The organism is Pantoea sp. BJ2 (assembly GCF_040255075.1).
Taxonomy (GTDB): domain Bacteria; phylum Pseudomonadota; class Gammaproteobacteria; order Enterobacterales; family Enterobacteriaceae; genus Pantoea; species Pantoea leporis.
This window is the reverse complement of the sequence record NZ_CP158293.1, coordinates 557,838-583,411: the sequence shown is the minus strand read 5'-3', so window position 1 is coordinate 583,411 and position 25,574 is coordinate 557,838. Positions and strand designations below refer to the sequence as shown.

Annotated in this window: 20 protein-coding genes and 2 pseudogenes; 14 read left to right on the top strand and 8 right to left on the bottom strand. The window is 51.7% G+C overall.

Features of this window, described 5'->3' with window-relative positions:
* Nucleotides 1-78: 78 nt before the first annotated feature.
* Together AAF463_RS22190 and AAF463_RS22185 are read left to right on the top strand one after the other, a co-directional pair.
* Entirely contained in the window at nt 79-1,056 is a 978-nt protein-coding gene (locus tag AAF463_RS22190; protein WP_192413156.1) for an isopenicillin N synthase family oxygenase, read from the top strand.
* A 239-nt stretch (nt 1,057-1,295) separates the two neighbouring features.
* Nucleotides 1,296-1,847: an NlpC/P60 family protein gene (locus AAF463_RS22185; RefSeq protein WP_101761687.1), complete on the top strand. Its 552-nt coding sequence runs from the start codon at nt 1,296-1,298 to the stop codon at nt 1,845-1,847.
* Between the two features lie 37 nt (nt 1,848-1,884).
* On the opposite strand, the gene fhuE is transcribed toward AAF463_RS22185, so the two are convergent.
* The gene (fhuE, locus tag AAF463_RS22180) at nt 1,885-4,038 is read right to left on the bottom strand and encodes a ferric-rhodotorulic acid/ferric-coprogen receptor FhuE (protein ID WP_350262106.1); all 2,154 of its coding nucleotides are present in this window, start codon (nt 4,036-4,038) and stop codon (nt 1,885-1,887) included.
* A 448-nt stretch (nt 4,039-4,486) separates the two neighbouring features.
* Here fhuE and AAF463_RS22175 point away from each other — a divergent pair, with 448 nt between their 5' ends.
* The 5 genes and pseudogenes from AAF463_RS22175 (at nt 4,487) to AAF463_RS22155 (ending at nt 6,970) form a co-directional block, all read left to right on the top strand.
* The gene (locus AAF463_RS22175; RefSeq protein WP_350262105.1) at nt 4,487-5,575 is read left to right on the top strand and encodes a YncE family protein; all 1,089 of its coding nucleotides are present in this window, start codon (nt 4,487-4,489) and stop codon (nt 5,573-5,575) included.
* 71 nt (nt 5,576-5,646) lie between these two features.
* Nucleotides 5,647-5,769: pseudogene (locus AAF463_RS22170) on the top strand (dihydrodipicolinate synthase family protein); the annotation flags it as partial.
* 121 nt (nt 5,770-5,890) lie between these two features.
* Nucleotides 5,891-6,106, top strand: a complete 216-nt coding sequence (locus AAF463_RS22165; RefSeq protein ID WP_007890154.1) for a YdgH/BhsA/McbA-like domain containing protein — start codon at nt 5,891-5,893, stop codon at nt 6,104-6,106.
* Between the two features lie 194 nt (nt 6,107-6,300).
* Nucleotides 6,301-6,516, top strand: coding sequence for a YdgH/BhsA/McbA-like domain containing protein (locus AAF463_RS22160; RefSeq protein WP_110866788.1), 216 nt, complete (start codon nt 6,301-6,303; stop codon nt 6,514-6,516).
* A 142-nt stretch (nt 6,517-6,658) separates the two neighbouring features.
* Nucleotides 6,659-6,970: a cupin gene (locus AAF463_RS22155; RefSeq protein WP_350262104.1), complete on the top strand. Its 312-nt coding sequence runs from the start codon at nt 6,659-6,661 to the stop codon at nt 6,968-6,970.
* Nucleotides 6,971-7,172: 202 nt separating this feature from the next.
* On the opposite strand, the gene AAF463_RS22150 is transcribed toward AAF463_RS22155, so the two are convergent.
* A complete protein-coding gene (locus AAF463_RS22150) occupies nt 7,173-7,862 on the bottom strand; it encodes an N-acetylmannosamine-6-phosphate 2-epimerase (RefSeq protein WP_101761682.1) in 690 nt (229 codons plus the stop codon).
* Nucleotides 7,859-9,418: a PTS transporter subunit EIIC gene (locus tag AAF463_RS22145; protein ID WP_350262103.1), complete on the bottom strand. Its 1,560-nt coding sequence runs from the start codon at nt 9,416-9,418 to the stop codon at nt 7,859-7,861. Before AAF463_RS22145 ends, AAF463_RS22150 begins: the two co-directional genes overlap by 4 nt.
* A gap of 151 nt (nt 9,419-9,569) precedes the next feature.
* On the opposite strand from AAF463_RS22145, the gene AAF463_RS22140 reads away from it, so the two are divergent.
* Nucleotides 9,570-10,397: a MurR/RpiR family transcriptional regulator gene (locus AAF463_RS22140; protein WP_192413146.1), complete on the top strand. Its 828-nt coding sequence runs from the start codon at nt 9,570-9,572 to the stop codon at nt 10,395-10,397.
* 119 nt (nt 10,398-10,516) lie between these two features.
* Here the strand turns inward: AAF463_RS22140 and AAF463_RS22135 are convergent, their stop codons facing one another.
* The 3 genes from AAF463_RS22135 to AAF463_RS22125 all read right to left on the bottom strand — a co-directional run bounded on the left by AAF463_RS22135 (nt 10,517) and on the right by AAF463_RS22125 (nt 15,681).
* Nucleotides 10,517-12,454 (bottom strand): MacB family efflux pump subunit, encoded by a 1,938-nt coding sequence (locus tag AAF463_RS22135; protein ID WP_350262102.1) that lies wholly within the window; start codon nt 12,452-12,454, stop codon nt 10,517-10,519.
* Entirely contained in the window at nt 12,451-13,626 is a 1,176-nt protein-coding gene (locus tag AAF463_RS22130; protein ID WP_350262101.1) for an efflux RND transporter periplasmic adaptor subunit, read from the bottom strand. The genes AAF463_RS22135 and AAF463_RS22130 overlap by 4 nt, the downstream gene beginning before the upstream one ends.
* 354 nt (nt 13,627-13,980) lie before the next feature.
* Nucleotides 13,981-15,681: an ATP-binding cassette domain-containing protein gene (locus AAF463_RS22125; RefSeq protein ID WP_350262100.1), complete on the bottom strand. Its 1,701-nt coding sequence runs from the start codon at nt 15,679-15,681 to the stop codon at nt 13,981-13,983.
* 1,344 nt (nt 15,682-17,025) lie between these two features.
* On the opposite strand from AAF463_RS22125, the gene AAF463_RS22120 reads away from it, so the two are divergent.
* From AAF463_RS22120 to AAF463_RS22095, 6 genes and pseudogenes are all read left to right on the top strand, one after another.
* Nucleotides 17,026-17,607: a hypothetical protein gene (locus AAF463_RS22120; protein ID WP_350262099.1), complete on the top strand. Its 582-nt coding sequence runs from the start codon at nt 17,026-17,028 to the stop codon at nt 17,605-17,607.
* A 117-nt stretch (nt 17,608-17,724) separates the two neighbouring features.
* A complete protein-coding gene (locus AAF463_RS22115) occupies nt 17,725-18,279 on the top strand; it encodes a fimbrial protein (RefSeq protein ID WP_350262098.1) in 555 nt (184 codons plus the stop codon).
* 60 nt (nt 18,280-18,339) lie between these two features.
* Nucleotides 18,340-19,017 (top strand): molecular chaperone, encoded by a 678-nt coding sequence (locus AAF463_RS22110; protein ID WP_192413142.1) that lies wholly within the window; start codon nt 18,340-18,342, stop codon nt 19,015-19,017.
* 172 nt (nt 19,018-19,189) lie between these two features.
* Nucleotides 19,190-21,240 (top strand): annotated as a pseudogene (locus AAF463_RS22105) (fimbria/pilus outer membrane usher protein); the annotation flags it as partial.
* A gap of 96 nt (nt 21,241-21,336) precedes the next feature.
* The gene (locus tag AAF463_RS22100) at nt 21,337-21,552 is read left to right on the top strand and encodes a FimD/PapC C-terminal domain-containing protein (RefSeq protein ID WP_350262456.1); all 216 of its coding nucleotides are present in this window, start codon (nt 21,337-21,339) and stop codon (nt 21,550-21,552) included.
* Nucleotides 21,553-21,628: 76 nt separating this feature from the next.
* Nucleotides 21,629-22,609, top strand: coding sequence for a fimbrial protein (locus AAF463_RS22095; protein WP_350262097.1), 981 nt, complete (start codon nt 21,629-21,631; stop codon nt 22,607-22,609).
* A 427-nt stretch (nt 22,610-23,036) separates the two neighbouring features.
* On the opposite strand, the gene AAF463_RS22090 is transcribed toward AAF463_RS22095, so the two are convergent.
* Complete coding sequence (locus AAF463_RS22090) at nt 23,037-24,194, bottom strand: glycosyltransferase (protein ID WP_350262096.1); 1,158 nt, start codon at nt 24,192-24,194, stop codon at nt 23,037-23,039.
* A 392-nt stretch (nt 24,195-24,586) separates the two neighbouring features.
* Nucleotides 24,587-25,471 (bottom strand): LysR family transcriptional regulator, encoded by an 885-nt coding sequence (locus AAF463_RS22085; RefSeq protein ID WP_350262455.1) that lies wholly within the window; start codon nt 25,469-25,471, stop codon nt 24,587-24,589.
* Between the last annotated feature and the right edge of the window lie 103 nt (nt 25,472-25,574).

Below are 25,574 nucleotides of genomic sequence, written 5' to 3'. Positions count from 1 at the left end.
GCGGCATTCAGCAGGCGCGGGGATGACTGCCACGCTGCGGGTGAGTCATCCGTTATCGCTCAATAACGAGGTGCACCAATGGAAAAGACCACTTATGACATGCATGAATTGGCGAAAGAGTCGCGTATGGGCGCGCGCGGCGTAGAAGCTGCACGTGATGTGCGTATCATCGATCTCTCCGATTTCGACCAACGTAAAGCGGAAATAGCCGATCAGCTGTGGCAAGCCGCCACCGAGATTGGGTTTTTCCAGGTTTCCGGCCACGGTATTCCGCTCGACGACATCAATGCGGCTTTTACCAACGCAGAGCGCTTTTTCTCGCTGCCGCAAAGTGACAAAGCGCGTCATCCACTTAGCCGCAATGCCGGCTGGGAATACCGCGCGCAAATCCGTCCATCTACCGGTAAACCGGACCAAAAAGAGTCGTACCAGGTGACGCGTCCGCGCATGGCAGGCTTGTGGCCGGATGAGGCCACCTTGCCGGGTTTCCAGCATGATGTACTGAAGTTCGAGCGTCAGTGTTGGGAAGTGGGGATGCGCTTGCTCTCCTGTTTTGCCCTGAAGTTGGGATTCCCCGACGATTTCTTTGCCAAAGCGCATGAGCCTTCGCGCGAAACCTACCAAAGCACGCTGCGGATGCTGCACTACTTTGCCATCAGCGGCGAGCCAGATGGTCCATGGCGCGCCGGGGCGCACACCGATTTCGATTGTCTGACCTTGCTGTTCCAGCGTGATGGGCAGGGCGGTTTGCAGGTGTGTCCGGGCAAAGAGATGGAAGAGCAAATCTGGACGCCGATCCCGCCGCTGGAAGGCTTAATTACCTGTAATATCGGCGATATGTTGATGCGCTGGAGTGATGACAAGTTACCGTCGAACTTCCATCGCGTCAGCAATCCGCTGCCTGGTGAATCGGTGCCGGCACGCTACAGCCTGGCGTTTTTCTGCCAGGCGAATGAAGATGTGATTATTGAAGGACCGGAGAAAAAATACCCGCCTATTTCCGCGAAGGATTATCTGGCGCAGCGTATTAGCGCGAATTTCTCCGGCAAGTATTAAACGTACAGCTGTAAGTCGAAATTGATGTCGTTCTGTGCAGGAGCGCAAATATTCTCCTGCACAGAAAAAGCGCAGCGCGGGAAATAGATTTTTAACTCAAATACAAGATGTTACCGTTGCGTAAACTTAGGTAAAATCAACCGACAAATAAAAGATTTCACTGCGCGCCTATTTATTTCTGCAACTTTTTTACGGTATAAATCTCTGACCACTGTCTCCCTCAGCGAAATCACCAACACATGATCAATTCTGCCGCCAGCAAAGTTATCGCCTGCCTGTTTGTTTTCACTTTGGCAGGTTGTTCTTCGAAGTCTTCGCATGCGCCTGCTGAGGAAAGCGTTGATACCTCGGCAGACAACGGCAAACAGCCCGATTTAATCCCGGTGATTGCCGCGCTGCACGATCAAATGCATTCGTGGGAAGGGACCAAATATCAGTGGGGCGGCACACAATTAACCGGCGTCGATTGCTCGGGATTTGTCTGGCGCACGCTGAAAGATCGTTTCAATATTCCGATGGATCGCGTCACCACCAAAGAGTTGATTGCCATGGGCAAACCGGTGGATCAGGCGCATTTGCAACCCGGTGATTTAGTGTTCTTCCGCATTAAACGTGAGCTGCACGTCGGCTTTTATGACACCGATCATCAATTCCTGCACGCGTCGGTGAGTCAGGGCGTGATGCGCTCTTCGCTAAATAATCCATACTGGAAATCGGTTTATTTAGAGGCGCGGCGCTTGCCGAAAGAACAGAATTCGCAGATCAGTTTCAATTATAAAAACAAGGTTTGATGAGAGGTGCGCATAAATGCGCACCTTGAGACTTTAATTAAAACTGATACGAAACGCTCATCGAAACACTGCGCGGTGCGCCATAAACGTAGCTGTTCATGTAGCTGTAATATTCGCGATCAAACAGGTTATCGACGTTCGCCTGCACCGCCACCTGTTTAGTCACCTGATAGCGCGCAAACAGCGAAGCCAGCGGAATGCTGCCCTGATAAACACGCACGCTATCGCCGCTGGCATTGGTGGCATCTTCAAACACGCGGTTCTGCCAGTTGATGCCGCCGCCAACCGTGAGATCCGGCAACATCGGCAGCTGATAACGGGTAAACAGCTTAAAGGAAGTCTGCGGCTGATAGCTGTTGAAACGTCCCTCTTTATCCCGCGCCACGTAGCGTGTGGCACCGAACGTCAGCTGCAGATTATCCGTTAGCGCGCCATTCAGCTCAAACTCCGCACCTTTACTGACCGCACCTTTGGCGGGCGCATAAGCCTGTTCGTTGCCGCTCAGGTAGACGCCATTAATCGCCTGACCCACGTTGTCCTGCTCAATACGGAATACCGCCACCGTCGCCGTTAATCGACCATCATACCAGGCGGACTTCAGACCGGTTTCATAGCTTTTGCCGGTTACCGGCGACAGGTATTTACCGTTGATGTCGCGATCGGTTTGCGGCAGGAAGATCGAGGTATAGCTGCCGTACGCCGACCAGGTATCGTTGATGTCGTACACCAAACCAGCGTACGGCGTGGTGTTATTGTTCGTCATATCACCGCTGCTGCCGTTGGTGCTCCACTGCGTGTAACGCGCACCAATAATCAGCGACAGCGGATCGGCCAGCGAGAAGCGTGCGGCGGTATAAGCCGATTTCTGGCGAATGGTATCGTCGGCATTCTGATACCAACCTTGCCACTGCGGCTCGGCAATGTTGCCGTTCCAGCTGTTATTGAAAATGCCCATATCGTTTGAGGCGATGTTGTAGTTTTCCAGATCGGTAACGCCATCCTGGCTGTAAGTGGCGTTGTGCTGGCGGCTGTAGCTCACGCCCGCCATTAACTGATGCTGACGACCTAACAGCTCAAACGGACCGCTGGCGTAGCCGTCGAACGAATCCATCTGACGTTTACCGCGATCCATGCTGCCGAAGCCGGTGGTGCCTTCGCCGCTGTCCTGATCGGCGCTGCCCATCACATATAGCAGCTTATCGTTGAAGGTGTTCTCGGCGTGCGTGCCGTTGACGTGGATGTTCCAGCCGTTATCGAAGTTATGATCGATGTCGGCGAATATTTTGCGCGAATTGGTGTTGTAGCGCGCCCAGTTGGCGGCGGAGTTGAGGCTGCGATCGTAATGCGTGGTGGCGTTGTTGCTGTAGAACATCGGCAAGCCGCCCCACGTTGGATTGCCGGTGTTAGCATCTTCGTAGTCGTAGCCCAGCGACAGCGTGGTGTGCTCAGTGATGTCGGCATCAATCACGCCGTAGAGGAATTTTTTGGTTTTGTGGTAGCGATCGAGCCAGCTGTCTTCATCGCTGTAACCGGTTACCACGCGGCCGCGCAGGCTGCCATCCTGGTTTAGCGGTGCAGAGAGATCCGCAACATAACGCTGTTTGTTCCAGCTACCGTAGCTGGCGCTGACCGCACCGGTAAAGGTTTTGCTGTCGGCGTGTTTACGTACCATGTTGATCGATGCTGACGGGCTGCCCGCACCGGTCATCAATCCGGTTGCGCCGCGTACGATCTCAATACGCTCGTAAATGGCGGTATCAGAAGCGGCATCACCGTAGTTCCAGTTGTCATTAACTGACGTTGGGATGCCGTCGAACGAGAAGTTGGTGACTTTAAAGCCGCGCGAATAGTATTCCGAGCGCTCGCTGTCGATCAGATTGGTCGAGATGCCGGTGGCGTTGGTCAGCACATCGTTCACCGATTGCAGGTTCTGATCCTGCATGCGCTGTTGCGTTACCACGCTCATCGACTGCGGTACATCGCGTGGCGTCAGCAACAGCTTAGTGCCCGCTCGCGTGGTTTTTACCGCGTAATCCTGCTTTTCATTGTTATCGCTGTCGCCGGTTGCGGATGCCTCGACCACCAAATCCTGCGGCGAATCGCTAGCTGCCTGCGCCGGGCTTGGCGTAAGCAGGGCATGAATCGTCACCGCCAGCAGTGAGACGTTAAAGGTTTTCCTGATGCCAGACATAAAATTTCCTGTTGAAACGCGTGTTATAGGAAGCTGTTTTGCCTCGTTTTATCGTTAACGTCGTGACTCATTCGCCCAAAAGGGCAGAAGAGAAGGCACGCAAAGCGCCACTGCGTATTTATTGAGAAAGCCAATGATAATCATTTGCTTTAAAGAATCTGCGGAAGGTTGCAACTATAATTGTAATAATGTGTAAGTAAGCTATGAATCAACGGTTTACGGGTGAAAATAACCTGTTAATTGCTAACGTTTTCCTATTTTAAGGCGATATTTGGACGTTTTTAGTAAAGAAAGGTGTGCGGCATGCTGGAATCGATCTACGGCAACGTAAGGAAGATCGTCGAGAAAGTTGCTAAGTTTATGCTAATGCGTATGATTCTCATTCTTCTTGTATTTTCCGTACGCGTACGCGCGTAACGGAGCCGTTCATCCATTGATGGAGTTGAGCATGAAATCGTTATTTAGCCCGCGCAAAGCCGCCGTAGCGGCAGCGATCGTCGCTGCATTCAGCCTGACCGCTTGCCAGGCTCCGGCTAAAAAAGCCGAAGCGCCAGCCGCCGCTGCCAAGCCAGTTGATACTTCTTTGACCCAGCGCACGCTGGGCGATGGCCTGTATGAAATGGCGTATTCGCCTGCTGCGAAAGCGTTATACGTTGCCAGCGCGCAGAGCTTTAAAGACGTTAACGGTGGTGTAATTTATCGTCTCGACCCAACCACACTGGAAACCAAAGGCGTTACGCATACCGATTTGAAAAACTTTGGTACGGCGATCAATGAAGCGGGCAACGTGTTCTACACCACCAACTCGCTGGATGGCGCTATCTCTAAAGTGGATGCGCAGAGCGGCAAAGTGCTGGAACGTTTAGTCTTCCCAGGTAAGAAAGATAAAGAAGGTTATCCGGCGGGCGCGCGTGAAGTGCTGTGGCACGGCAACGAGCTGTATGTCGGTCGCGTAGCCGATCCGGGTTACATCTCGGTGGTTGATGAGGAAACCTTCAAGCTGAAAGCCACCATCAAGAATGCAGGCAAATGGGTAACCGGCATCATCTATTCCCCGCTAACTGAGCGCATTTACGCGACCAACGGCGCGGGCGAGATTCTGGTGATCAATCCACGCACCCACAAAATTGAGAAGCGCTGGACCGCCGGCGACGGTAAAAAGTATCTGTTCCTGAACATGGCGGAAGATCCGGCTACCGGCCGCCTGTTCGTAACCGATGATTCGAAAGGCAAAGCCACGCTGGTGTTTGATGAGCGCACTGGGAAAGTGATCAAGCGTATTGAAGGTGATGCGCTGGCGATTAAATTCAACGCTAAGCGTAATGAGATCTACATCAGCCAGCGCGAATCGAAGAAAGTACTGCAGCTGGATGCCACCACTTACGCGGTGAAAAACAGCTGGTCGTTTGATAACAATCCAAACAGCCTGCTGATTGGCCCGGACAACAACACGCTGTATGTCACGTTGAAAGCGGAGTTCAACAAAGACTCCTCAACCAAAGGCCAGGATCAGATTGCGCGCATCGCGCTGAAATAATCCCCGACCTGTAGCGATAATCCATGCCCTCGTAAGAGGGCATTTTTGTTTCTGATGTCTTTGCCGCAGCAGGCCTAACCGCCGGTTGTGAAGTGTGGTATTCCGTGTGCGGCGGACTGTTTCCGCGCACCGCTAAAGCGCTTATGGATGTGGCAAAAGTTAAAAAGGTCATCACCGAGCTCGAGCTGGCATAGTGATAATGAGTTGATTAACTGTGATCGCACTAATAGTTAATCTGATAATAGTTTCAATGGTTATCATTGTTTCTATCGAAGGCGCACAGCTTTCAAATCAAACAACCAAAGGAATACGACCATGAAAACTATCAAAACTCTGACTATCGCCGCTGCCGCCGCTCTTTCACTGATGTCTGCTGCCAGCTTCGCACAGACTGTTTCAGCAACCTCGCTGACTCTGGATGGTGCTGAAGCGAAAATCGCTGCGCAGGCAAAACAGAATGGTGAGCAGTACAAAATTTTAGAAGCGAGCAACGGCAACGTCGTACACATGACCGCAGAACTTTACAAATAACGGATGGTTGCATACGGATGTGCCAGAACAGGTCGCCTACGGGCGGCCTTTTTTGTCGATATAACGCAGCAACTGTATAGTTACGTAAGTTATCGTGATCGCACTAATGGTTAATTTTGAAACGATAACGTAGGTTATTATTATTCCCATCGAAGGCACACAGCCTTCTCGTTAAACCACTAAGGATTATGACCATGAAAACTATCAAAACACTGTCTATCGCCGCTGTTGCTGCTCTTTCAATGATGTCTGCTGCTAGCTTTGCACAGAGTATATCTGTTGAGTCTTCTACTCTGGATGGTGCAGAAGCGAAAATCGCAGCGCAGGCGCAAGAGCAGGGCGCTCAGTATAAAATTACTGAAGCCAACACTAACAACCGCGTACACATGACTGCCGAGTTATACAAATAAGTTAATTGCACAAGCAGTTGTGTTAAGGCCGCCTTCGGGCGGCTTTGTTGTATCTGAATGTCCGTAAATGGCCTGCGCATGTCCCGCCGCACGCCCGGGCTGTGTGTATCATCAACGCAGTTCTCCCCCACACGGATATCGCATGAAAACCTACGTCAGCAAAAACTTCTCTCCCGCCAAAGCTTGGGATGCATTAGACATCGCCAACTTCGCCGGCACCAGCGTGCGTCTGCACTGGACCAATCAACCTTACAAGTGGCACATCAATGATGGCGAAGAAGTGTTTGCAGTGCTGGATGGTGCGGTAGAGATGCATTACCGCGAAGCAAGCGAGGTGAAGAAAGTGCTGCTGAATAGCGGCGACATTTTTTACGCCAGCATCGGCACCGAGCATGTTGCGCACCCGCAAGGCGAAGCGCGCGTATTAGTGATCGAAAAAGAAGATTCGGTTTAACGCCGGATACTGACTCACCTAAACACGCTAACGCATCAAATGTATTAGCGTGTTTGAGATTCACAATCGTGCGAAAAGTAACCGCCTGCGCGCATCGGGCGCGGTGTGGTGCGAGGCGAGTTTTATCCACAGGTTAACGGCGACTCTACGCACGGGGATTGTGGATAACCTTAGGCGAGGTGCCTAATGGGCACCTCAAAAATTAATTGATGGCATTCACAAAGCGGCGCGTTATCTGCTGTGGACGCGTAATCGCGCCGCCGACCACCACCGCATGCGCGCCCAGCGCCAGACAATGCGCCGCCATTTCCGGCGTTTCAACATTCCCCTCGGCAATCACCGGCACCTTTACCGCAGCCAATACGTCACGCAGGAAGCGGCAATCATCGGCGGCCAAATAGCAGCCTTGCGTTTCTGCGGTGTAGCCGTGCAGCGTGGTGCCGACACAATCGAAAGCTAATTGCGCCGCCTGACGCGCTTCTTCCACCGTGGCGATGTCCGCCATCAGCAACAGTTGCGGATAGCGTTGGCGAATCGCTGCCACCAACGCCGGCAACTGCAAATCGCCGGGACGTGTGTGTAACGTGGCATCCAGCGCAATCATCGCCGGATTCGCCACCATCAACTCATCCACTTCCCGCAGCGTCGCGGTGATATACACATCGCTGCCGGGATAGTCGCGCTTAATAATGGCGATAATCGGCAAATCCACGGTTTGCATAATCTGCTGCACGTCGATCAGGCTGTTGGCGCGAATCGCCGCCGCACCGCCTTCCATCGCCGCTAACGCCATGCGCGACATAATAAACGGGCTGTGTAACGGCTCATCTTCCAGAGCCTGACACGAGACCACCAGTTTTCCCTGAATCTGGGCCAGCATCGGTGCTTTCATAGCGCAAGTAACTCCTCTACTTCATTTTTGATAATGGTGACGTGCGGGCCATAAATCACCTGCACGCCTTTGCCGCGTTGGATCACGGCGCGTGCGCCGGTAGCTTTCAATGCGTTTTCATCGAGTTTGCTGCTGTCGATGAGCGTGATGCGCAGACGTGTGGCGCAGCAATCCAGTTCGGCGATGTTCTGCTTGCCGCCTAAAGCCGCGATCACCTGCAGTGGACGTTCTCCGGCGACCATAGGTGCAGTATCAACGCTGGCGTCTTCGCGCCCCGGCGTTTTGAAATTGAAGCGGGTGATCAGCAAGCGGAAAGTAAAGTAATAGAGCAGGAACCACGGCACGCCAACCAGCGGGACATACCACCAATGGGTTTTCGCTTCGCCCTGCAATACGCCGAACAGAATGAAATCAATCAGGCCGCCCGAGAAGGTTTGGCCGATGGTGATGTGCAGGATGTGGGCGATCATAAACGCCAGCCCATCAAACAGCGCGTGGATGACATACAGCACCGGTGCGACAAACAGGAACGAGAACTCAATCGGTTCGGTGATGCCGGTAAGGAAAGAAGTCAACGCCGCCGACAGCAGCAATCCGGCCACGCGTTGACGGTTTTCCGGCTTAGCGGTGTGGTACATCGCCAGACACGCGCCGATCAAGCCAAACATCATGGTGATGAAGCGCCCGGACATAAAGCGCGCGGTGCCAATGTAGAATTGTTGCGTGTGGGGATCGGCAAGCTGGGCGAAGAAGATGCGCTGCGTGCCTTCCACCAGATGTCCGTTGATTACTTCGCTGCCGCCGAGTGCGGTGGTCCAGAACGGCAGATAGAAGATGTGATGCAGGCCGAACGGGCCGAGCATGCGCAGTACGAAGCCGTAAATAAAGGTGCCGAAATAACCGGTGGCATCCACCAATCCGCCCATGCCAAAAATCAGCTTCTGGAAATGCGGCCAGACGATGGTCATCGCCGCGCCCACCACAATGGCGACCAAGGAGCTGATAATCGGCACGAAGCGCGAGCCACCAAAGAAGCCAAGGAATTGCGGCAGGGCGATTTTGTTGTAGCGATTATGCAGCATGGCCGTCACCAGCCCGATCACCACGCCACCAAATACGCCGGTTTCCAGCGTCTGAATGCCGAGCGCCATGCCTTGTCCCACCGCGCTAAGGTTGCCCTGCGCCAGCACGCCGGTCAGCGTCAGCAGCGCATTGATGGTGGCGTTCATTACAAGATAAGCCAGCAGCGAGGCCAATCCTGCGGTGCCCTTGTCGCTTTTGGCCAATCCTACCGCTACGCCAACCGCAAATAGCACCGCGAGGTTGGCGAACACCACCGATCCGGCGCTCGCCATGATGGTGAACATGCCTTGCAGCCAGGCGACATCGAGGAATGGATAGGCTTTGACGGTGTTGGGATTGGAAAGTGCGCCGCCAATGCCCAGCAGCAAACCGGCCGCCGGTAGCACGGCGATCGGTAACATGAACGACTTACCAAACCGCTGGGCTTTTTCAAACCAACCCCCTGAAGAGGCACCGCTGAACAGTGATGACATAAATTTTTATCCCTGAAGTGATTTTGTGGTAAAAATTATTATCACAATCTCATTCATAAGATGAAAATTTCCATCATTATTGTGATAGCTTTCACTTATGCCCTAATCTGCTGCACACTGTGCGCCATAATGTCGTGAAGAAGAGGCCGCCATGACGGACAACGAAAACATCTTGCTGCACCTGCGCCAGGGCTTGCCGGGCTACAGTCCGACGCTGCAAAAGCTGGGCGATTTCATCCTCACCGACCCGCAGAAAGTGCTGTATCTCACCATCACTGAATTAGCGCGCGAGACCGACACCAGCGAAGCAAGCGTGACGCGGCTGTGTCGTCATCTCGGCTGCAAAGGCTATACCGAATTCAAAATGGCGCTGGCGCTGGATGTGCAACACAATCAGCCCGCCGCCGTCGCTAGCGGTGACAGCATCGACATGCTGGTGGAAGAAACTGTGCAGGCGCTGCGCGATACCGGGAAATTCATTAACCGCGAAGTGCTTCAGAGCGCGGTGGAAGCGCTGCATCAGGCTAAAACTATCCAGATCTACGGCGTGGCGGCCAGCGCGATTACCGGTGAGTATTTGCACTATCGCCTGTTGCGCTTAGGTAAATCGGCGCAGCTGTTTGGTGATATGCATCGCGCGGCGATGAATGCCTCGACGCTCAGAGAGGGCGATTTGGTGATCGCCATCTCCGCTTCCGGCTCGACCAAAGATGTAATGCACGTAGTGAAGCTGGCGAAGAAGCAAAACGCGCGCGTGCTGATGCTGAGCAACACGCTGCGCAGCCCGATGGGCAGTTTAGCCGATATGCTGCTGGTGGCTGCGCGGCCGGAAGGCCCGTTCAACGCCGGCGCGCTGAGCGGTAAAGTGGGTGCAATGATGTTGGTGGAAGTATTGATTAACGAGTTGATGACGCATGATGCCCGGTATCAGGCGGCCAGCCAGCAGACAGCAACGGCGACCTTGCCGATGTTGATGTAAAACGGCAAATCCATAGCGGCGCGATTTATTGCGCGTTTTTACACAAGTAAAAAGGTCAAAAGAGCGCGATAAATCGCGCCGCTACGGAACAGTGCTAATAGATTAAAGCGGTATTTCAGTTATTCGCTTGCCAATGCCGCCACCGGATCCATGCGTGCGGCTTTGCGCGCGGGCAGGTAACCAAAAATCATGCCGATGATGGTGGAGCAGGCAAAGGCCGCACCCGCTGACTGCCATGAGAAGATCGCCGTGATCATGCCGCCCGCCAGCAGGCTGATAATCGGACCAATCACCAGCGCCAGCGCGACGCCGAGCGATCCGCCCACCAGACAGACTAAAACTGCTTCGATCATAAACTGTTGCATGATGTCGCCGCGCCGTGCGCCCACCGCCATGCGCACGCCGATTTCATGGGTGCGCTCCGTTACCGAGACCAGCATGATATTCATCACGCCGATGCTGCCAATCATCAGTGCAATTGAGGCGACCAGCAGAATCAACAGCGTTAACGTCGCGGCGGCATCTTCAATCGCTTTGCGGTATTTGTCGCGGTTGAACACCAGGAAATCTTTGCTGCCGTGACGCGCGGTTAGCAGTTGCGTCAGCGATTCCACCGCCGGGCCGCTCACCACATCGTCCTTCAGCTTAATGCTGATGCTGGTTAGCGCGGTTTGCCCGCTGATGCGATACATCACGGTGCTCCACGGCAGCCACACGCTGAGGCGATTGGGCGACATGCCATCGTTATTATCCGCCACGCCAATCACGCGCACCGGCACCGAACCCAGCACGATCATCTTGCCAATTGGGCTTTCCCCGTGTTCGCCAAACAGTTTGCTGCGCGTGTTGGTATCGATAATGATCTCCTGACGCGCGTGGCGTTCATCGCTGAAGTTGCTGCCTTCCAGCAATTTAATGCCCTGAATCTGGAAATACGCTTTGCCGACGCCGTACACCGAGGTTTTGGACGCGTTGGAAAGATAGCGAATCGGCTGATTGGCGATCATTTCCGGGCTGACCGCTGCGACAAACTGCTGACGCCCAATCACGTCGACATCGGCCATCACCAGCGTCAGCACCGGATGCGCTTCATCCTCGACAAAATCACCACCGGCATAGATCGACACCACATTGGTGCCGAGCCCGGAAATACTCTCCAGCGTTTTTTGCCGCGCGCCCTGGCCGAGCGCCACCACCGTGACCACCGCCGCGATGCCAAAAATAATCCCGGTCATGGTCAGCGCGGTGCGCAGCCGATGCGCGTTCATGGCATTCAGCGCCATGCGCAATGATTCGCGAAAGCGATCGAGCAAGCCGCGCAGCTTGCTCTGGCTTTTAGGCGCGGCGGGGACATATTGCGCGCGGGTTGCATCCTGTTTGCGGCCGCTGTCGGCAAAAATCTCGCCGTCCTGAATCTCAATAATGCGATCGGCGTGCTGCGCCACTTTCATGTCGTGCGTGACGATGATCACCGTGTGACCTTCGCGATTGAGATCGTGTAGGATGCGCAGCACCTCTTCGCCGGAATGCGAATCCAGCGCGCCGGTCGGTTCATCGGCAAGAATAATTTCGGCACCGTTAATCAGCGCGCGCGCGATACTGACGCGCTGCTGCTGGCCGCCGGATAGCTCGCCCGGTTTGTGATGTTCGCGGCCCTGTAAACCTAAACGTGCCAGCAGATCCGCCGCGCGCTGCAGCCGTGCTTTGCCCTGCAGATTGGCGTAGATCGATGGAATCTCGACGTTGCTCAAGGCGCTGAGATCCGGCATCAGATGATAACGTTGGAAGATAAAGCCGATATGCTCGCGGCGGACTTTCGCCAGCGCATCCGGCGACAGCGTGGCGATGTTTTGGCCACTAATGAAATAGTCGCCGCTATCCGGCGCATCCAGGCAGCCAAGAATATTCAGCAGCGTCGATTTACCCGAACCGGACGGCCCGATAATCGCCACCAGCTCGCCGCTAGCGATACTCAGGTTAATGTTTTTCAGCACATGCAGAGATTGCGAACCGTTAACATAGCTGCGCTGGATGTTTTTCAGTTCGATGATATTCACATCAACACCTCGTCAGTGACCGCCGTCTGCGTAGCAAGGATCACTTTCTCGCCGACTTTTAAACCGCTCAGCACCTGAATATCAACGCTGTCAGTGATGCCAGTGGTGATGATGCGTTTCACCGGCTGGTTATCCTGATCGGGGATTTCCACGTAGGTTTTGCCATCCGCGTCTTTCTTCGTCGCCTGCACCGGCACCAGCAAAGCGTCTTTGGCGGAATCACGCAGCAGGTTGACCTGCGCCGTCATGGAGATGCGCAGCGCGTTGTCGGGGTTTGGCACATCCAGCAGCGCGTTGTAATAGACTGCGGCGTTGGTGCTGCTGGCTGGCGTGCTTTCGCTGTTGCCCATCAGCGCGTCATCTTTCATCACCGATTCCGGCGCCAGTTCGAGGCTGCGCAGCGTGGCGTTGTAGCGCTTGTCTGGATTGGAGAAGGTGGTGAACCACGCTTGCTGGCCTGGCTGCACGTTGTTGATGTCGGCTTCGGAGATCTGCACTTTAATCGTCATGGTGTCGAGCTGCGCCAGCTTGGCGATGGTCGGCGCGGTTTGTACCGCGTTCACCGTTTGACCTTGCTTAGTGACGATGGCGATGACCGTGCCGTCCATTGGCGCCATGATGCGGGTATAACCGAGATCGAGCTGCTTCTTATCCACCTCAATCTGCGCCTGAATCACGCGCGCTTTTTGCGCGGTTAGCTCGGCGCGTGCACTGCGCCACTCTTGTTCGGCGGTATCAAAATCCTGACGCGAGATCGCATTGGTTTTAATCATTTGCTGCAAGCGCTGATATTGCGCTTGCTGTCGCACCAGCGCGGCTTCGCGGGTTTCCAGATCGGCCTGCGCCACGCTCAGCGCCGCCTGCGCGTTACGCAAATCGCTGCGCTGCGGTTGATCGTCAATTTCGGCGATTAGCTGGCCTTTACTGACGCTATCGCCAGATTTGATATAGAGCTTTTTCACCTGACCAGAAACCTGCGCACCGACGTTGACGCGTTCAACCGCATCCATTTTGCCGGTGGCAGCAATCACGTTTTCGATATTTCCCTGACGCACTTCGGCGGTGACCACCGCGTTAGGTTTATGGCGTGAACCGGCGAAATGCCAGATCAACAGCAGGAGAATGACGGCAGCGAGCGTGGCGAATAGCCACTTTTTTGAGATATTGAGCATAAGCGTCCCTTATATGAAGCGAGAATCATAATCACTAAAGGGAACAAACTGGAGAGAATTCGCCGGATTTATCTGGGTAATGCGCGCTGGTTGAAAAATGATTAAAGTTTTCCGAATAGAAAGGGCGGCTGGGTTGTTTACAGCGTATCTCAGTCACTGATTGGGCGTAGGGTCGCCATTTATGGCGTAATGTTTGTCAGTTAAGCCATGAAACCCCCTCATCACCGAGAGCACACATTGTAGCGGCGCAATTTATTGCGCGATAAGTCGCGCCGTTACGGAAGGTGCGGTGATTTGATACAACGCTTAACTGAGCGGCATTACGCCATTTATGGCGACCGTTTCACTGCCGATTTACAGATCGAGCTGGGTTTTCAGCTTCGCGATCTCCTCACGCCACTGCGCTTGCAACGCGGGTTTCTGATGCTTCGGCTTACGCGCCAGATCCTCATCCAGTTTGCTTTCCACCTCTAATAACGCCAGCAGCAAAGCATCTTCATCCAACGCGTTTTCCGACGCCGCAGGTGCAACAACCTCAGACATGGCTATCACCTGTTCAGCACGCAGGCGCTCGGTCACCGCGTCAAAATCGTGCCACTGGCTGAGTTGCTGGTCCTCTATCAGCCAGAAACGATTGCAGCTGTTGGCGATTAACTGACGATCGTGCGACACCAGCAACACCGCGCCCTCGAACTGATTCAGCGCTTCCGCCAGCTCCTCTTTACCTACCATATCCAGATGGTTAGTGGGTTCATCGAGCAGCAGCAGTGAATAGCGCGCCAGCGTCAGCCCCACAAACAGTAAACGCGAGCGCTCGCCGCCGCTCAGTGATCCAATCAGCTGCTGGTGACGCAGATACGGAAAACCCGCAGCGATCAACGCCATCTTGCGCTGCTCATCGCTGAGCGGCGCAAAATGCGCCAGCGCATCACTTAGCGTTTCCGCATCGTGCAACTGATGCAGACTTTGATCGTAATAACCGAGGCGCGCGCGGGGATGAAAAAGCGCGCTATCTGCTTGTTGAAATTCACGCCACAAATGGCGCAGCAGCGACGATTTACCGCAACCGTTGCGGCCAACGATCGCTACACGATCGCCACTTTTCACCTGCAGCGTTGGTAGTGAAAACAGTGCAGGTGCGTCATCGGCTGGCCGAATCGACATCTGCGGCAATGCCAGCACGCGATCGGCATCCAGCGCTTCACCTTGCAGCTGCAGCCGCCATAGCGATCCTTCGCTCAGCGTGGTTTGTGCTTCTTTCAACCAATTGGCGCGTTTCTCCATCTGCTGCGCTTTGCGCGACAAACCTTCGTTATCGTAAGTGCGGCCCCAGATCGCCAGACGTTTGGCGCTTTTCTCTACGCGATCGATCTCTTTCTGCTCGGCCTGATAACGCTGAGTGTCAGCGTCATCCTGCTCGATCAGCGCCTGACGCGCCGCGCTGCAGGGCAGACGGAAGAATAGCAGACCGCGATCGCGCAGAATCCAGCTGCAGTTAGTCACCCGATCGAGCAGGGTGCTGTCATGGGAAACCAGCACGAAGCTGCCGCTCCAGCCGTTGAGGAAATTCTCCAGCCACAATAGCGTCGGCAAATCGAGGTGGTTGCTGGGTTCATCGAGCAGCAGCAGATCCGGTTGCAGGATCAGCGCACGCGCCAGCAGCAGGCGCATATGCTGACCGCCACTTAGCGTTGCGGCAGTTTGCGTTTGTTGCTCAGCGGTGAAACCCAGGCTGCCCAGCAGCGCTTCGGCGCGCCAGCGATCGGCTTGTTCCGGCAAGCGCGCCATCACGCCATCCAGCAGTGACGCGTTGTGCAGTTCTGTTGGCAGATGCTGCTCGATGCGCGCCAGTAAACAGTGATTAGCCGGCGCAACGCTGCCGTGGCTGGCTTCCAGTTCACCACTGAGAATTTTCAATAAGGTGCTTTTACCGGTGCCGTTATCACCCAGCAAACCGATGCGATCGCCTTTTTTCAGGCTGAAGTGGATATCGTGAAATAGCGTGCCGAAGGCGTTATCGAAACCGACAGCGTGGGCGGACAGTAAAGTGCTCATGTGCTTACTCATAAGTTGCAGGCGCAAAAAGGCCCGACGTCAGAAATCGCTGACGACAACCCGGTAAGCCGGAGGAAGGGATTAGATTTTCAGTTAACTTCGCTCAGGACGGATTATCGCAGCACGAGTGCGGAAATGCCTGAACGCGGCCAATTAATGTAGAAGTGTGAGTAAATAAACAATTCACACAGTGGCATAGTAATCCTCCTTAGTTATCAGTGGGTGAATAAGTGAGCTGATGATAGTGGCGGAAAGGTCTGTTTTCCAGCGAAAAGTACCGGGAGTGTGGCACAGATCGCTATGACGTGTCGGGCGCGCGGGACAAATCGACATCTTATTAGCTGAAGACTTTCTTACATATAGGACGCAGCGGCTACCGTTGTTAATTTGAATTAAGAACATTGAGCGAAGAAATGATTCTATTCAGCTTACTGCTTAGATGCGTTTTTTGCTTTTTATAAGTGCCGAACTGCCATAAATGTAAAGGAAATTCAGTGCTTGTCAGTTTTTGTCCCGAAAATTCGTAATTAACGTTACGAAAAATCCTAAAATATCCTTATTAAGGCTAGGTTTAGCTGGACTGAGTTATCTTTTTAACTAATTGATTGTAAAGTGATATTTATGTTTTTCAGATATATTTGCTATTTTAATGTGAATTTTAGCTAAATATATTTTTGTGAATTTTTTGTTTTATAACGCGATAGATAGAAACAAAAAATAAACATCCAGGGTTTTAAACTTATAAAATAACAATATATGGATTTTTATGTTGATTTTTATGTAATAAGTGGTTTTTTGCTTTAATAAATTAGTCCCATTGTCACATTTTCTCCATTTTAATAACATTTCATTGCATCAGATGAACACCAAAACCTTTCGAATGGAGAAGGCGCCGACATGGAAATGGGAACGATAAACTTCTAAGGAGTCTTTGTGCCTTGTGTCTCTGACGAGCTTCTGTATGGATACACGATTTTCAATCATCTTGAGTATCGGCTTTTAACAAGAACGCTTATCAATACCAAGAATGGACGTATTAAAAGATTCGGTAAGACGAAAGCGAGACTGTTCGAATATCTCCTTGCGGGGATGGATAACGACATTGTCTTCGATAATGACATCATCGTACACGTTTTTGAAGATTATGGACTGCGGTGCTCGAAATCCTATTTGTTGTCCATGATGAAGAAAATCCAGCACGCGTTTAATAGCGTGGGATTTGAACGATACCCTTTTATAAGAATGTATGGGAAAGCGTACAAAATCGACTGCGATTCTTTAGAACGCATATATGTTTTCAGACCTTCTTCACAATGACGATGATAAATTTATAAGGAATAAATTTTGACAGCGCTATTGGTTTTTTCACGAAATTTTGCCATAGAGCAGGCAGTTACTTCATTAATCTTAGCCAATGGAAAAGTATTTTATTTCGATAGCCGGTTAGAATTTTTAGTAAGTGCGACCGTCCTGAGTAAGTCCTACATTCTTATCGATACAATAGGAGAAAGTAGCGAAAACATTCGGTGGATCTATTATCGGCTTGAGGAAAGGGGATTATTATCGCTAACCTATTTTATTGCACCAGAAGAAAATGCAGATAACGTTTTCTTAAAATCATTCCGACTTGTCACCTCGCTTAAAGATCTTAAGCAATTGTGCGAGCGCGCATCTAAATTCCGGGCGGCGGAAAGTTCATGCGTATTAAAAGACGTGTTGTATCAGAGGCTATCGACGCGACTGTCGAACGAACATTTGAACTTTCTCCTGAAGGTTTATGATAAATCGACGCGGCAGTATCGAATTAGAAATAAATGCGAAGTTAATAAGAATTACTATTTGCGAAATCGTCTGGCGTTAGGCAGCGGTCTGGAGATGAAGCAGCTTATTTTACTTTTATCATCGCAGAGCCCGAGGTGCTCATAGATAAATAACGCCCAATTAATGCCTTGAATAAAAACTTTAATTTAGCGGCACTGTTCCGCCCTTACTGCGCAAAAGTTTCTTTTGCGCAGGTACCTTTAATCCTGAGGATAAATAGCTATGCAAATGAAGTTAAGTAATCTATGTCGAAATTTAGTTGCGGCCGCAGCCGTTTCTGGAATAACTTTTTCCGCCAGCGCAGCAGATGGAAAAATCAACTTTACTGGCACCATTCTGGATTCTGCCTGTACGATCGATACTAATACGGCTAATCAGACCGTCAACCTCGGCAAAATACCGAAAAGCTCGTTTAACGCGGCCGGAGCCGTTGCTGCCGCAACCCGCTTTAGCATTGTGTTGAACAATTGCCCTGCTGCGGTTACCTCTGCTTCCATTAAGTTTGATGGTAATGCGGATAGCTCCGACACCAATATTCTTGCGCTGAACAGCGGTCAAACGGCGAAAGGCGTTGGTATCGCGTTTTATGAGGAGGATGGCATCACTGCGATTCCGCTGGCTACACAATCTAAGAGCATCACTCTTGACACCAGCGCAGGCGAAGAGCCCTCCAACAGCAATAAAATGACCTTCGTAGCGAAATATAAGGCGACCCAGGCCGCCGTGGTTGCGGGAACAGCAAACGCAACGTCAGATTTCACCATTACCTACCAGTAATACGCCGGGCGTACCTGAGGGGCGCCCTATTGCCTATTGCTGAAATGTCGGAAATGTATAATGAATCAACTAATTCGAACGATATTATTATCAGGCGCCTGCATAATCTCTTTAACGTGTCAGGCCAGCATAACCGTCGGGGGAACGCGATTAATTTATAATGCATCTGAAAACGAAGCCTCACTCCCTGTGAGTAACACTCAGGATGGTGTTCCCTATTTAATTCAGTCATGGGTTGAGTTAAGTGAAAATTCAGAGGGGCAGGTTCCTTTTATCGTCACGCCGCCGCTTTTTCGTCTTGATGCTGGCCATGAAAATACGCTGCGGATCATTTATACCGGCGAAAAGAAGCTACCTGAAAATCGCGAATCAGTTTTTTGGCTTAACGTTAAGTCTATCCCTTCAATGACCCGGTCAGATGAGAATCGGTTGCTCATTGCCGTTAAGACGCGCATGAAGCTTTTCTACCGGCCAGCATTACTGGCGTCAGAATTAGCAGGTGAGGCATGGGAGAAATTAAAGTTTGAGCCACGTGGTGAACACCTGCTGATTATCAATCCTACGCCGTTCTATGTTTCTCTTTATTCATTAAAGGTTGGTGATAAGTCTATTTCTCAGCCACCAATGATATCACCTTTTAGTTCTGAAACGGTGGCCGGCATTGGAAAGCAGGTTACCTGGAAAGCCATAAATGACTTTGGTGGAGTAACGACAGAAAAACGCCAAGTGCTGAAGTGAAGAATATTAACAATACGCTAAGTTACTCGCGCAGGTAAGCAAGGTGAATACTGTTTCTTTTTCTCAAAATGCAATTTTCTATGGATCGGGGTCTCACTGCGTATGTCGACTCTCGACGATAGCATTTTTATTGTCGGGCATTTTTCCCGCAGCCGCAGACGATGTTTATTTCATGGCCGATGCACTTGAAAAAACACACTCAACATCCCAGGACATTGATCTGAGCCGCTTTGAGCGGGGAGAGCAGTTACCCGGCACCTATAGGGTGGAAATATGGCTTAATGAAAATTATATCCGGACGGAAAATGTCTCTTTTGTCCCTGTGAAAGGGTTTGGGCTGGCGCCCGAGCTTAATCGTAGAGTGCTGGAATCATTTGGTGTCAGGGTTAAGGCATTTCCTGAATTAGCCATGCTGCCGGCTGAAGTTATTATTACTGATCCCGGTGCATTTATACCGGATGCCACCACCCGGCTGGATTTTGACAAGCAGAGACTGGATATCTCAATCCCTCAATCTGCGCTTAATACGCGGGCGCGCGGCACTGTTGACCCTTCGCTCTGGGATCAAGGCATTTCTGCACTGCTGGTAAATTACAGTATCAATGGCTCGCGCAACTGGAGCCGATACGGTGAGACGCAGGAGCAGTTTTACACCAACCTGCAAAGCGGTATTAACGTGGGGCCATGGCGCCTGCGTAACTACAGCACCGCGACGAAGAACAACGGAAAGCAATCGTTTTCGTCGCTGAATACCACCCTGAGCCGCGACGTCCAGTTTTTGAGAGGGCAGTTTCAGGTGGGTGAAACCAGCACGCCAGGTGACGTGTTTGACAGCGTGATGTTTCGCGGCACGCAGATTTTTTCCGATGACACCATGCTGCCGGAGAGCATGCGCGGTTTCGCCCCCATTATTCGAGGGATCGCTCGCACCAACGCCACGGTTACAGTGAAGCAAACGGTTACACGGTTTATCAAACCTACGTGGCGCCCGGCAGCTTTGAAATTCGCGATCTCTATCCCACATCGGCGAGCGGCGATCTGGAAATTGTCGTCACCGAAGCCGACGGCAGCGTCCAGCATTTCGTGCAGCCTTTCTCCGCGATTCCCGTCATGCTGCGGGAAGGGCGCATAAAGTATGCGCTGAGCGTAGGTGAATACCGAACCACGAAGCATGGCGCGCTAACGCCTTCATTCGGCCTGGGCACGCTCGCCTATGGCCTCAACAATAATCTCACGCTGTACGGCGGCGTCCTGGGGGCAAGCAACTATGCGTCAGGTGTATTCGGTACCGGCCTTAGCTTTGGCGATATAGGTTCGCTCTCGGCAGACATCACCGCTGCCGAGAGCCAACTCGTTGATGAGAAAAACCGGCGCAGCCGGGGACAGTCATATCGTGTGCAATATTCAAAAACGGTGGCCGCGACCGATACCACCGTGACGCTCGCCAGCTATCGCTACTCCACGGAAGGGTTTTATACCTTCCAGGAGGTGAATGAATTCAGCAGCCAGCGCTACAACAAGCGAAGCCGACTGCAGCTCAACCTTAGTCAGTCGCTGCAAAGTTGGGGAAATTTTTATATTGCGGCTTACCAGCAGGACTACTGGAGCAAACGGGGCTATGAACGCAACGTCAGTACCGGCTTTAACACCAGTATCAGCGATATCAATTATTCACTTGGCTACACCTATAGCGAAACGCCAGGCAAAGACCGTAAGGACCAGATTATAGCTTTTAGCCTGCAGGTTCCTCTGAGCAAATGGCTATCGCAAAGCTGGGCCAGCTACAGCGTGAATATGCAAAAAAACGGTCCTGAAACGCACCAGGTGGGGCTTAGCGGCACCGCGCTCGACGATAATAACCTGAGTTACATGGTCCAGCAGGGCTATACCTCGTCGGGCGGTGACTCAAGAAGCTCACTGAGTGGAACCTACAAGGGCGGCCACGGCACCGTGAGCGCGGGCTACAACCAAAGCCGACAGAACAGTCAGCTGAACTTCGGCCTACAGGGGGGGATTATCGGCCATAAGCATGGCGTGACGTTCTCTCAGCCGCTGGGAGATACCGTAGTGCTGCTGGAGGCGCAGGGCGCATCCGGCGTGAGGGTGCGCAATAACCCCGGCGTTAAAACGGACTCGCGCGGGTACGCCGTGGTGCCTTATGCCAGTGCCTATCAGGAAAACCGTATTGCATTAGACACGGGTTCGCTGGGGGCAGACGTGGATGTGGCCGAGTCGGTGGTCAACGTTGTGCCTACGCGCGGCGCGGTGGTGCGCGCTACGTTCAATACGCTAACGGGGCGGCGCGCCCTGGTAACACTGATGTATCAGAATTCGCCTGTGCCTTTTGGCGCGACGGCAAAGCTCAACGAAAGCGATGCGATGAGCATTGTGGGAAGCGATGGCGAGGTTTATATGAGCGGTCTGAACGACGGTGACGGCATTACGGTACAGTGGGGAGCGAAAACCTGCCGCGCCAAAATAACCCTAAACGCGTTACCGGGTAAAATCCAACGTACTACTGCAGTATGTCGCTAAATTTCTCATTGCCTTGATTCGCATTATTACTCTTGCGAGAGAAGGCCTGCGCCGTGCTTAAATGAAGGAACATAAGATGTCCACCGTATTTAAAATCTCGATGGCTGCGATGGGTAGCGCCATCTCACTGAATGCCTTTGCGCTGTGTTCTGCAAATGACGTAGCGGTCAACTTTGATAACAATATTATCGTTCAGCGGGATGCGCCCGTCGGGACGGTATTAGCCACGATAACCACGAGTAATGCCATGCAATGTGACCCTGAGGGTCAGGTCATTGGATATGATGGCTCGTGGTTTATTCAGCTATCGGGGACGAATAGGGATTATGGCGCCTCGCCGCTGGCCAACGTTCGGGCAACGGAGGTCCAGGGCATTGGCATCCGGTGGAAAAACTTTTCCAGCACAACCGGAACCAGCGAATTTGTCACCAGATTGAACCTCAATAACGCGAGCTGGAGGCGAGGGATCCTTCAGAATGGCGTATCAACGTTCACGGATACCTTTGAGCTGATCAAAACGAGTACCACCCCGGCGACGGGCTCAATACCCGCGCTGACGCTAAATATGGAATACAGTACGCCGGTCAGTAATAACATTACTCGCCTGCCGCTTTATAAATATATATTTTCGCCAATCAATATCAGCACCGCATCCTGTCAAATTGGGGATAGTAATTTGAATATTAATATGGGAATTGCGCTGATGCCGAAGTTTACTGGCGTGGGCAGCATCCAAAATCCGGTAAGGTTTTCCATACCGCTTATTTGTAGCGAACAGACCGCAGTAAATGTGACGCTGGATAACGTCAGCCCGCTTGCCGATCCTGCCAACGGAGTTTTGGGATTAAACAGTAGCTCGACAGCAAAAGGTTTGGGCATTCAGCTGAAGTACAACGATGTACCCGTTCAGTTCGGCAAGCTTATTAAATACGGCACGACGACCTCGCCAGGAGAGGTCGTCAATATTCCCTTCAAGGCCGCGTATTACATGACCTCAACCAATGCACGCTCAGGATCGTTGAGCGCCACGGCGTCTTTTACCATGACCTATCACTAACCAAAATTGTTTATAATGGCGCGCTTATGACGTAACCAAGAGAAATTTTAGTCACGATCTAGATATAATTCGCTATCTCTTCATATAGCGCAAAAGCTTATAGCGAATCAATAATTGTGACAAACATCATTAGCGCTGATGCTGTGCACTACGGTTATTAACTGGAAACAGATTCGCCCACTATTTCTTCGCTATTTACTCGGTTTATACCCAATCCACATCGCTATTATCCTCTGAAATAAAAATTATAGATTTCGGCGTGATGCGTCACGTGAACTCAGGGACAATCATGTTTCGTATAGCCGGCTTGACTACGACGGCTGCCGCTTTACTTAGCTCACCTGATGCCCGAGCGCAACTGTCACATACCTGACTGGATGCTAATACCGAGTAGAAGGACGGTACCCGATTAGATAAGCCTTTTATTTTATTCGGTCTTCACACCCATATATATCGTATTGAGTCGCTTTCTAAATAATATTGGATCGTGTTCCAGACATATTCGCGCTAACGAATTTTTAGCGCGCTCTGATACGATTTTTCTATCGCTGATAATTTGCAATATATAGGTTTTAAGCTGAGATATGATGGCACTTCTCAGAGAGGTTTTGTCACTTACTGATGCCACCGTCAGCTCCAACATCGGATTCAGGGGGCAGCGAATCAGCCAGCCGGCATTTTCCGGATTGATTTCCGGCAAGGCTCTGAGATTCGTCGTTATTACCGGGCAGCCGCAGGCCTGCATTTCCAGAACGGAAAAGCCGTATGTCTCCTGCCATGTGGGCAGCAGCCCGACATCAGAGGTCTTAATCAACGCCAGTACCGCGTCGTTGGTCAGCGACGTATGGTGCTGGAATAGAGGGCATTCACGAAGTGTGTCCTCCACGTTTCTTCTAAATGCGTCATCATCCTGGAACGCCTGGTGAGCCACGTTATGCGTTCTGCCAGGATCACCAACCAGATTTACGCGTACTTCGTTCACACTTATCAGGTTTTCCCTTAATAACTGGCTAAAGGCTAGCACAACTTCTGCCCCTCCTTTGCGATAGAACTCCTTGCCCACGAAGGTAAAATTCAGCGGACCTTTTTCAACCGCAGCAATTTTTTCCTGCAGTACAGGTTGCGGGGGATGCAGTACGTGCAGTTTGGGCCCGATGATAGCCTGCTCCCTGGGGAAATGTTCCAGCAGCCGCAGTTGGATCTGACGTGTGGCTTCTGAGATAGCGATGATACCTTTGCAGCGCGGAGAGCAGACGTACCGGAGTTCCCGCGCCAGCTCGGGGTTGGCAAATTTGGGTATTCCCTCAACGGGAAGAACACGGGGCAGTTCGGTTTCAAAGGTCGCTACCCAGTCGCCTGGCCCCGAAGAAACTTCGTTAAAAAGGTGGATAATGTCCGCATCACCTGAAGACATCAGGGGCAGTGGTCGAAAAATAAACAGTTTATTTTTATGCAATAAGCGCCGCCTTATAACGTTGATCCAGGTCCAGATATTTCTGGGACGGTAATCCAGATAGCGATTTGAAGGGTCTGTAATGATGTTTCTCTTTTCTGGGTAGCCGTTTCCACCGACGATAATCTTCATTCTTCCCCCTGCTGGCGAGTGCAAAAAATTAACAGAATTAATTTAAATGTCCTCGTTATTGAGAGGATAAAAGAGTATTTGGGTTATGTAAGGCTATGGTTTTTCAGATAAGCTCTGAATTCATCATGGTTATTCAGACTGTTGATACCAGAGCAAAATCTGCTTTTTGCGCCGCTTCCCAACATGTCAAATTATGCACGGCCAAACAGCAAAAATACGTGTATTTGCTGGTGTTTAATCGATTTCCAGAAAACGTCGGGAGGGAGAGTGCCAATGCTGATTAAAGTTTCAGGTTGCTAAGAAGCCTTTATTTACTTCAGGATTAATTAACAGTGGGCGAATGAGAGAGATGATGATATTGGCAGGTATACATATTTTCCATTGAAAACCTTTTAAATTCTCAATGTATCAATAACCGCGCGCAAAGCGGGTGACACATTGCGATGCGGATAATAGAGAAATGAAGCTTCCAGACGTTGGCTGTGCCGTTGCAGAACCCTGATCAGCTTTCCTTGTTCCAGATCCTCAGAAACCAGCTCTTCCGGGACATAAGCCAGCCCGAGCCCGAGAGTAGCGGCTTTCGCTTCCATATAGCTGTCAGCAAAAAACCATTGCCCTTGCGGCCTATGGGTGATTTTTTTGCCATCCTGATGAAGTTCCCAGGCATAAAGGCTGCCATCGCCTAACTGATAAGCGATGCAGGGATGAACGGCCAAATCTGCGGGGATCTGCGGAAAGCCGTAGCGACGAAAGTGTTCTGGCGTACCGACAACGGCCATCTCCATGTCGGGCGAAATGCGTACAGCGATCATGCCGCTGCCAACCTCCGGCCCCAGACGTACACCCGCATCGAATCTCTCCGCAATGATATCCACAAACCGGCTTTCGCTGATGAGCTCCAGTCTGATATCGGGATAGCGTTGTTTGAATACCGCAAGTTTTGGCAGGAGTACTTTATCTATCGCGTGCTGGCTGGCATTGATACGCACCGTACCGGATGGGGTCTGGCGATAGTGGGCCAGCTTAGCGAGCCCCATATCTAAAGCATCGAATCCTGACTCAACGGTTAGATAAAGCTGCTCACCAGCATGGGTGAGCGATAATCTGCGCGTGGTGCGAACAATGAGTTGAACGCCCAGTCTTTCTTCAAGTTCACGCACTGAACGACTGATACCTGATTGTGCCAGGCCAAGGCGTTTCGCCGCAGCGGTAAAACTCCCCTCGCGCACCACCAGCATGAACAGGTAGAGATCGTTGTAGTTTTCCCGTTTTGCCATCATCCCGCCCTTATGACTACATCGTTATTTGGAACAATTTGATATCAATCTTAGCAAAAATTCCCCTCTAATCAGAACACATGCTGCTAACTAGAATGTGCAC

Bases quoted from the DNA above. Each gene is read 5' to 3' on its own strand.
- AAF463_RS22140 (WP_192413146.1), top strand. From the start codon at position 9,570: ATGACGGACAACGAAAACATCTTGCTGCACCTGCGCCAGGGCTTGCCG.
- AAF463_RS22085 (WP_350262455.1), bottom strand. From the start codon at position 25,471: ATGGCAAAACGGGAAAACTACAACGATCTCTACCTGTTCATGCTGGTG.
- AAF463_RS22185 (WP_101761687.1), top strand. From the start codon at position 1,296: ATGATCAATTCTGCCGCCAGCAAAGTTATCGCCTGCCTGTTTGTTTTC.
- AAF463_RS22145 (WP_350262103.1), bottom strand. From the start codon at position 9,418: ATGTCATCACTGTTCAGCGGTGCCTCTTCAGGGGGTTGGTTTGAAAAA.
- AAF463_RS22130 (WP_350262101.1), bottom strand. From the start codon at position 13,626: ATGCTCAATATCTCAAAAAAGTGGCTATTCGCCACGCTCGCTGCCGTC.
- AAF463_RS22150 (WP_101761682.1), bottom strand. From the start codon at position 7,862: ATGAAAGCACCGATGCTGGCCCAGATTCAGGGAAAACTGGTGGTCTCG.
- AAF463_RS22110 (WP_192413142.1), top strand. From the start codon at position 18,340: ATGAATCAACTAATTCGAACGATATTATTATCAGGCGCCTGCATAATC.
- AAF463_RS22095 (WP_350262097.1), top strand. From the start codon at position 21,629: ATGTCCACCGTATTTAAAATCTCGATGGCTGCGATGGGTAGCGCCATC.
- AAF463_RS22115 (WP_350262098.1), top strand. From the start codon at position 17,725: ATGCAAATGAAGTTAAGTAATCTATGTCGAAATTTAGTTGCGGCCGCA.
- fhuE (WP_350262106.1), bottom strand. From the start codon at position 4,038: ATGTCTGGCATCAGGAAAACCTTTAACGTCTCACTGCTGGCGGTGACG.
- AAF463_RS22165 (WP_007890154.1), top strand. From the start codon at position 5,891: ATGAAAACTATCAAAACTCTGACTATCGCCGCTGCCGCCGCTCTTTCA.
- AAF463_RS22125 (WP_350262100.1), bottom strand. From the start codon at position 15,681: ATGAGCACTTTACTGTCCGCCCACGCTGTCGGTTTCGATAACGCCTTC.
- AAF463_RS22160 (WP_110866788.1), top strand. From the start codon at position 6,301: ATGAAAACTATCAAAACACTGTCTATCGCCGCTGTTGCTGCTCTTTCA.
- AAF463_RS22100 (WP_350262456.1), top strand. From the start codon at position 21,337: ATGTATCAGAATTCGCCTGTGCCTTTTGGCGCGACGGCAAAGCTCAAC.
- AAF463_RS22190 (WP_192413156.1), top strand. From the start codon at position 79: ATGGAAAAGACCACTTATGACATGCATGAATTGGCGAAAGAGTCGCGT.
- AAF463_RS22175 (WP_350262105.1), top strand. From the start codon at position 4,487: ATGAAATCGTTATTTAGCCCGCGCAAAGCCGCCGTAGCGGCAGCGATC.
- AAF463_RS22090 (WP_350262096.1), bottom strand. From the start codon at position 24,194: ATGAAGATTATCGTCGGTGGAAACGGCTACCCAGAAAAGAGAAACATC.
- AAF463_RS22155 (WP_350262104.1), top strand. From the start codon at position 6,659: ATGAAAACCTACGTCAGCAAAAACTTCTCTCCCGCCAAAGCTTGGGAT.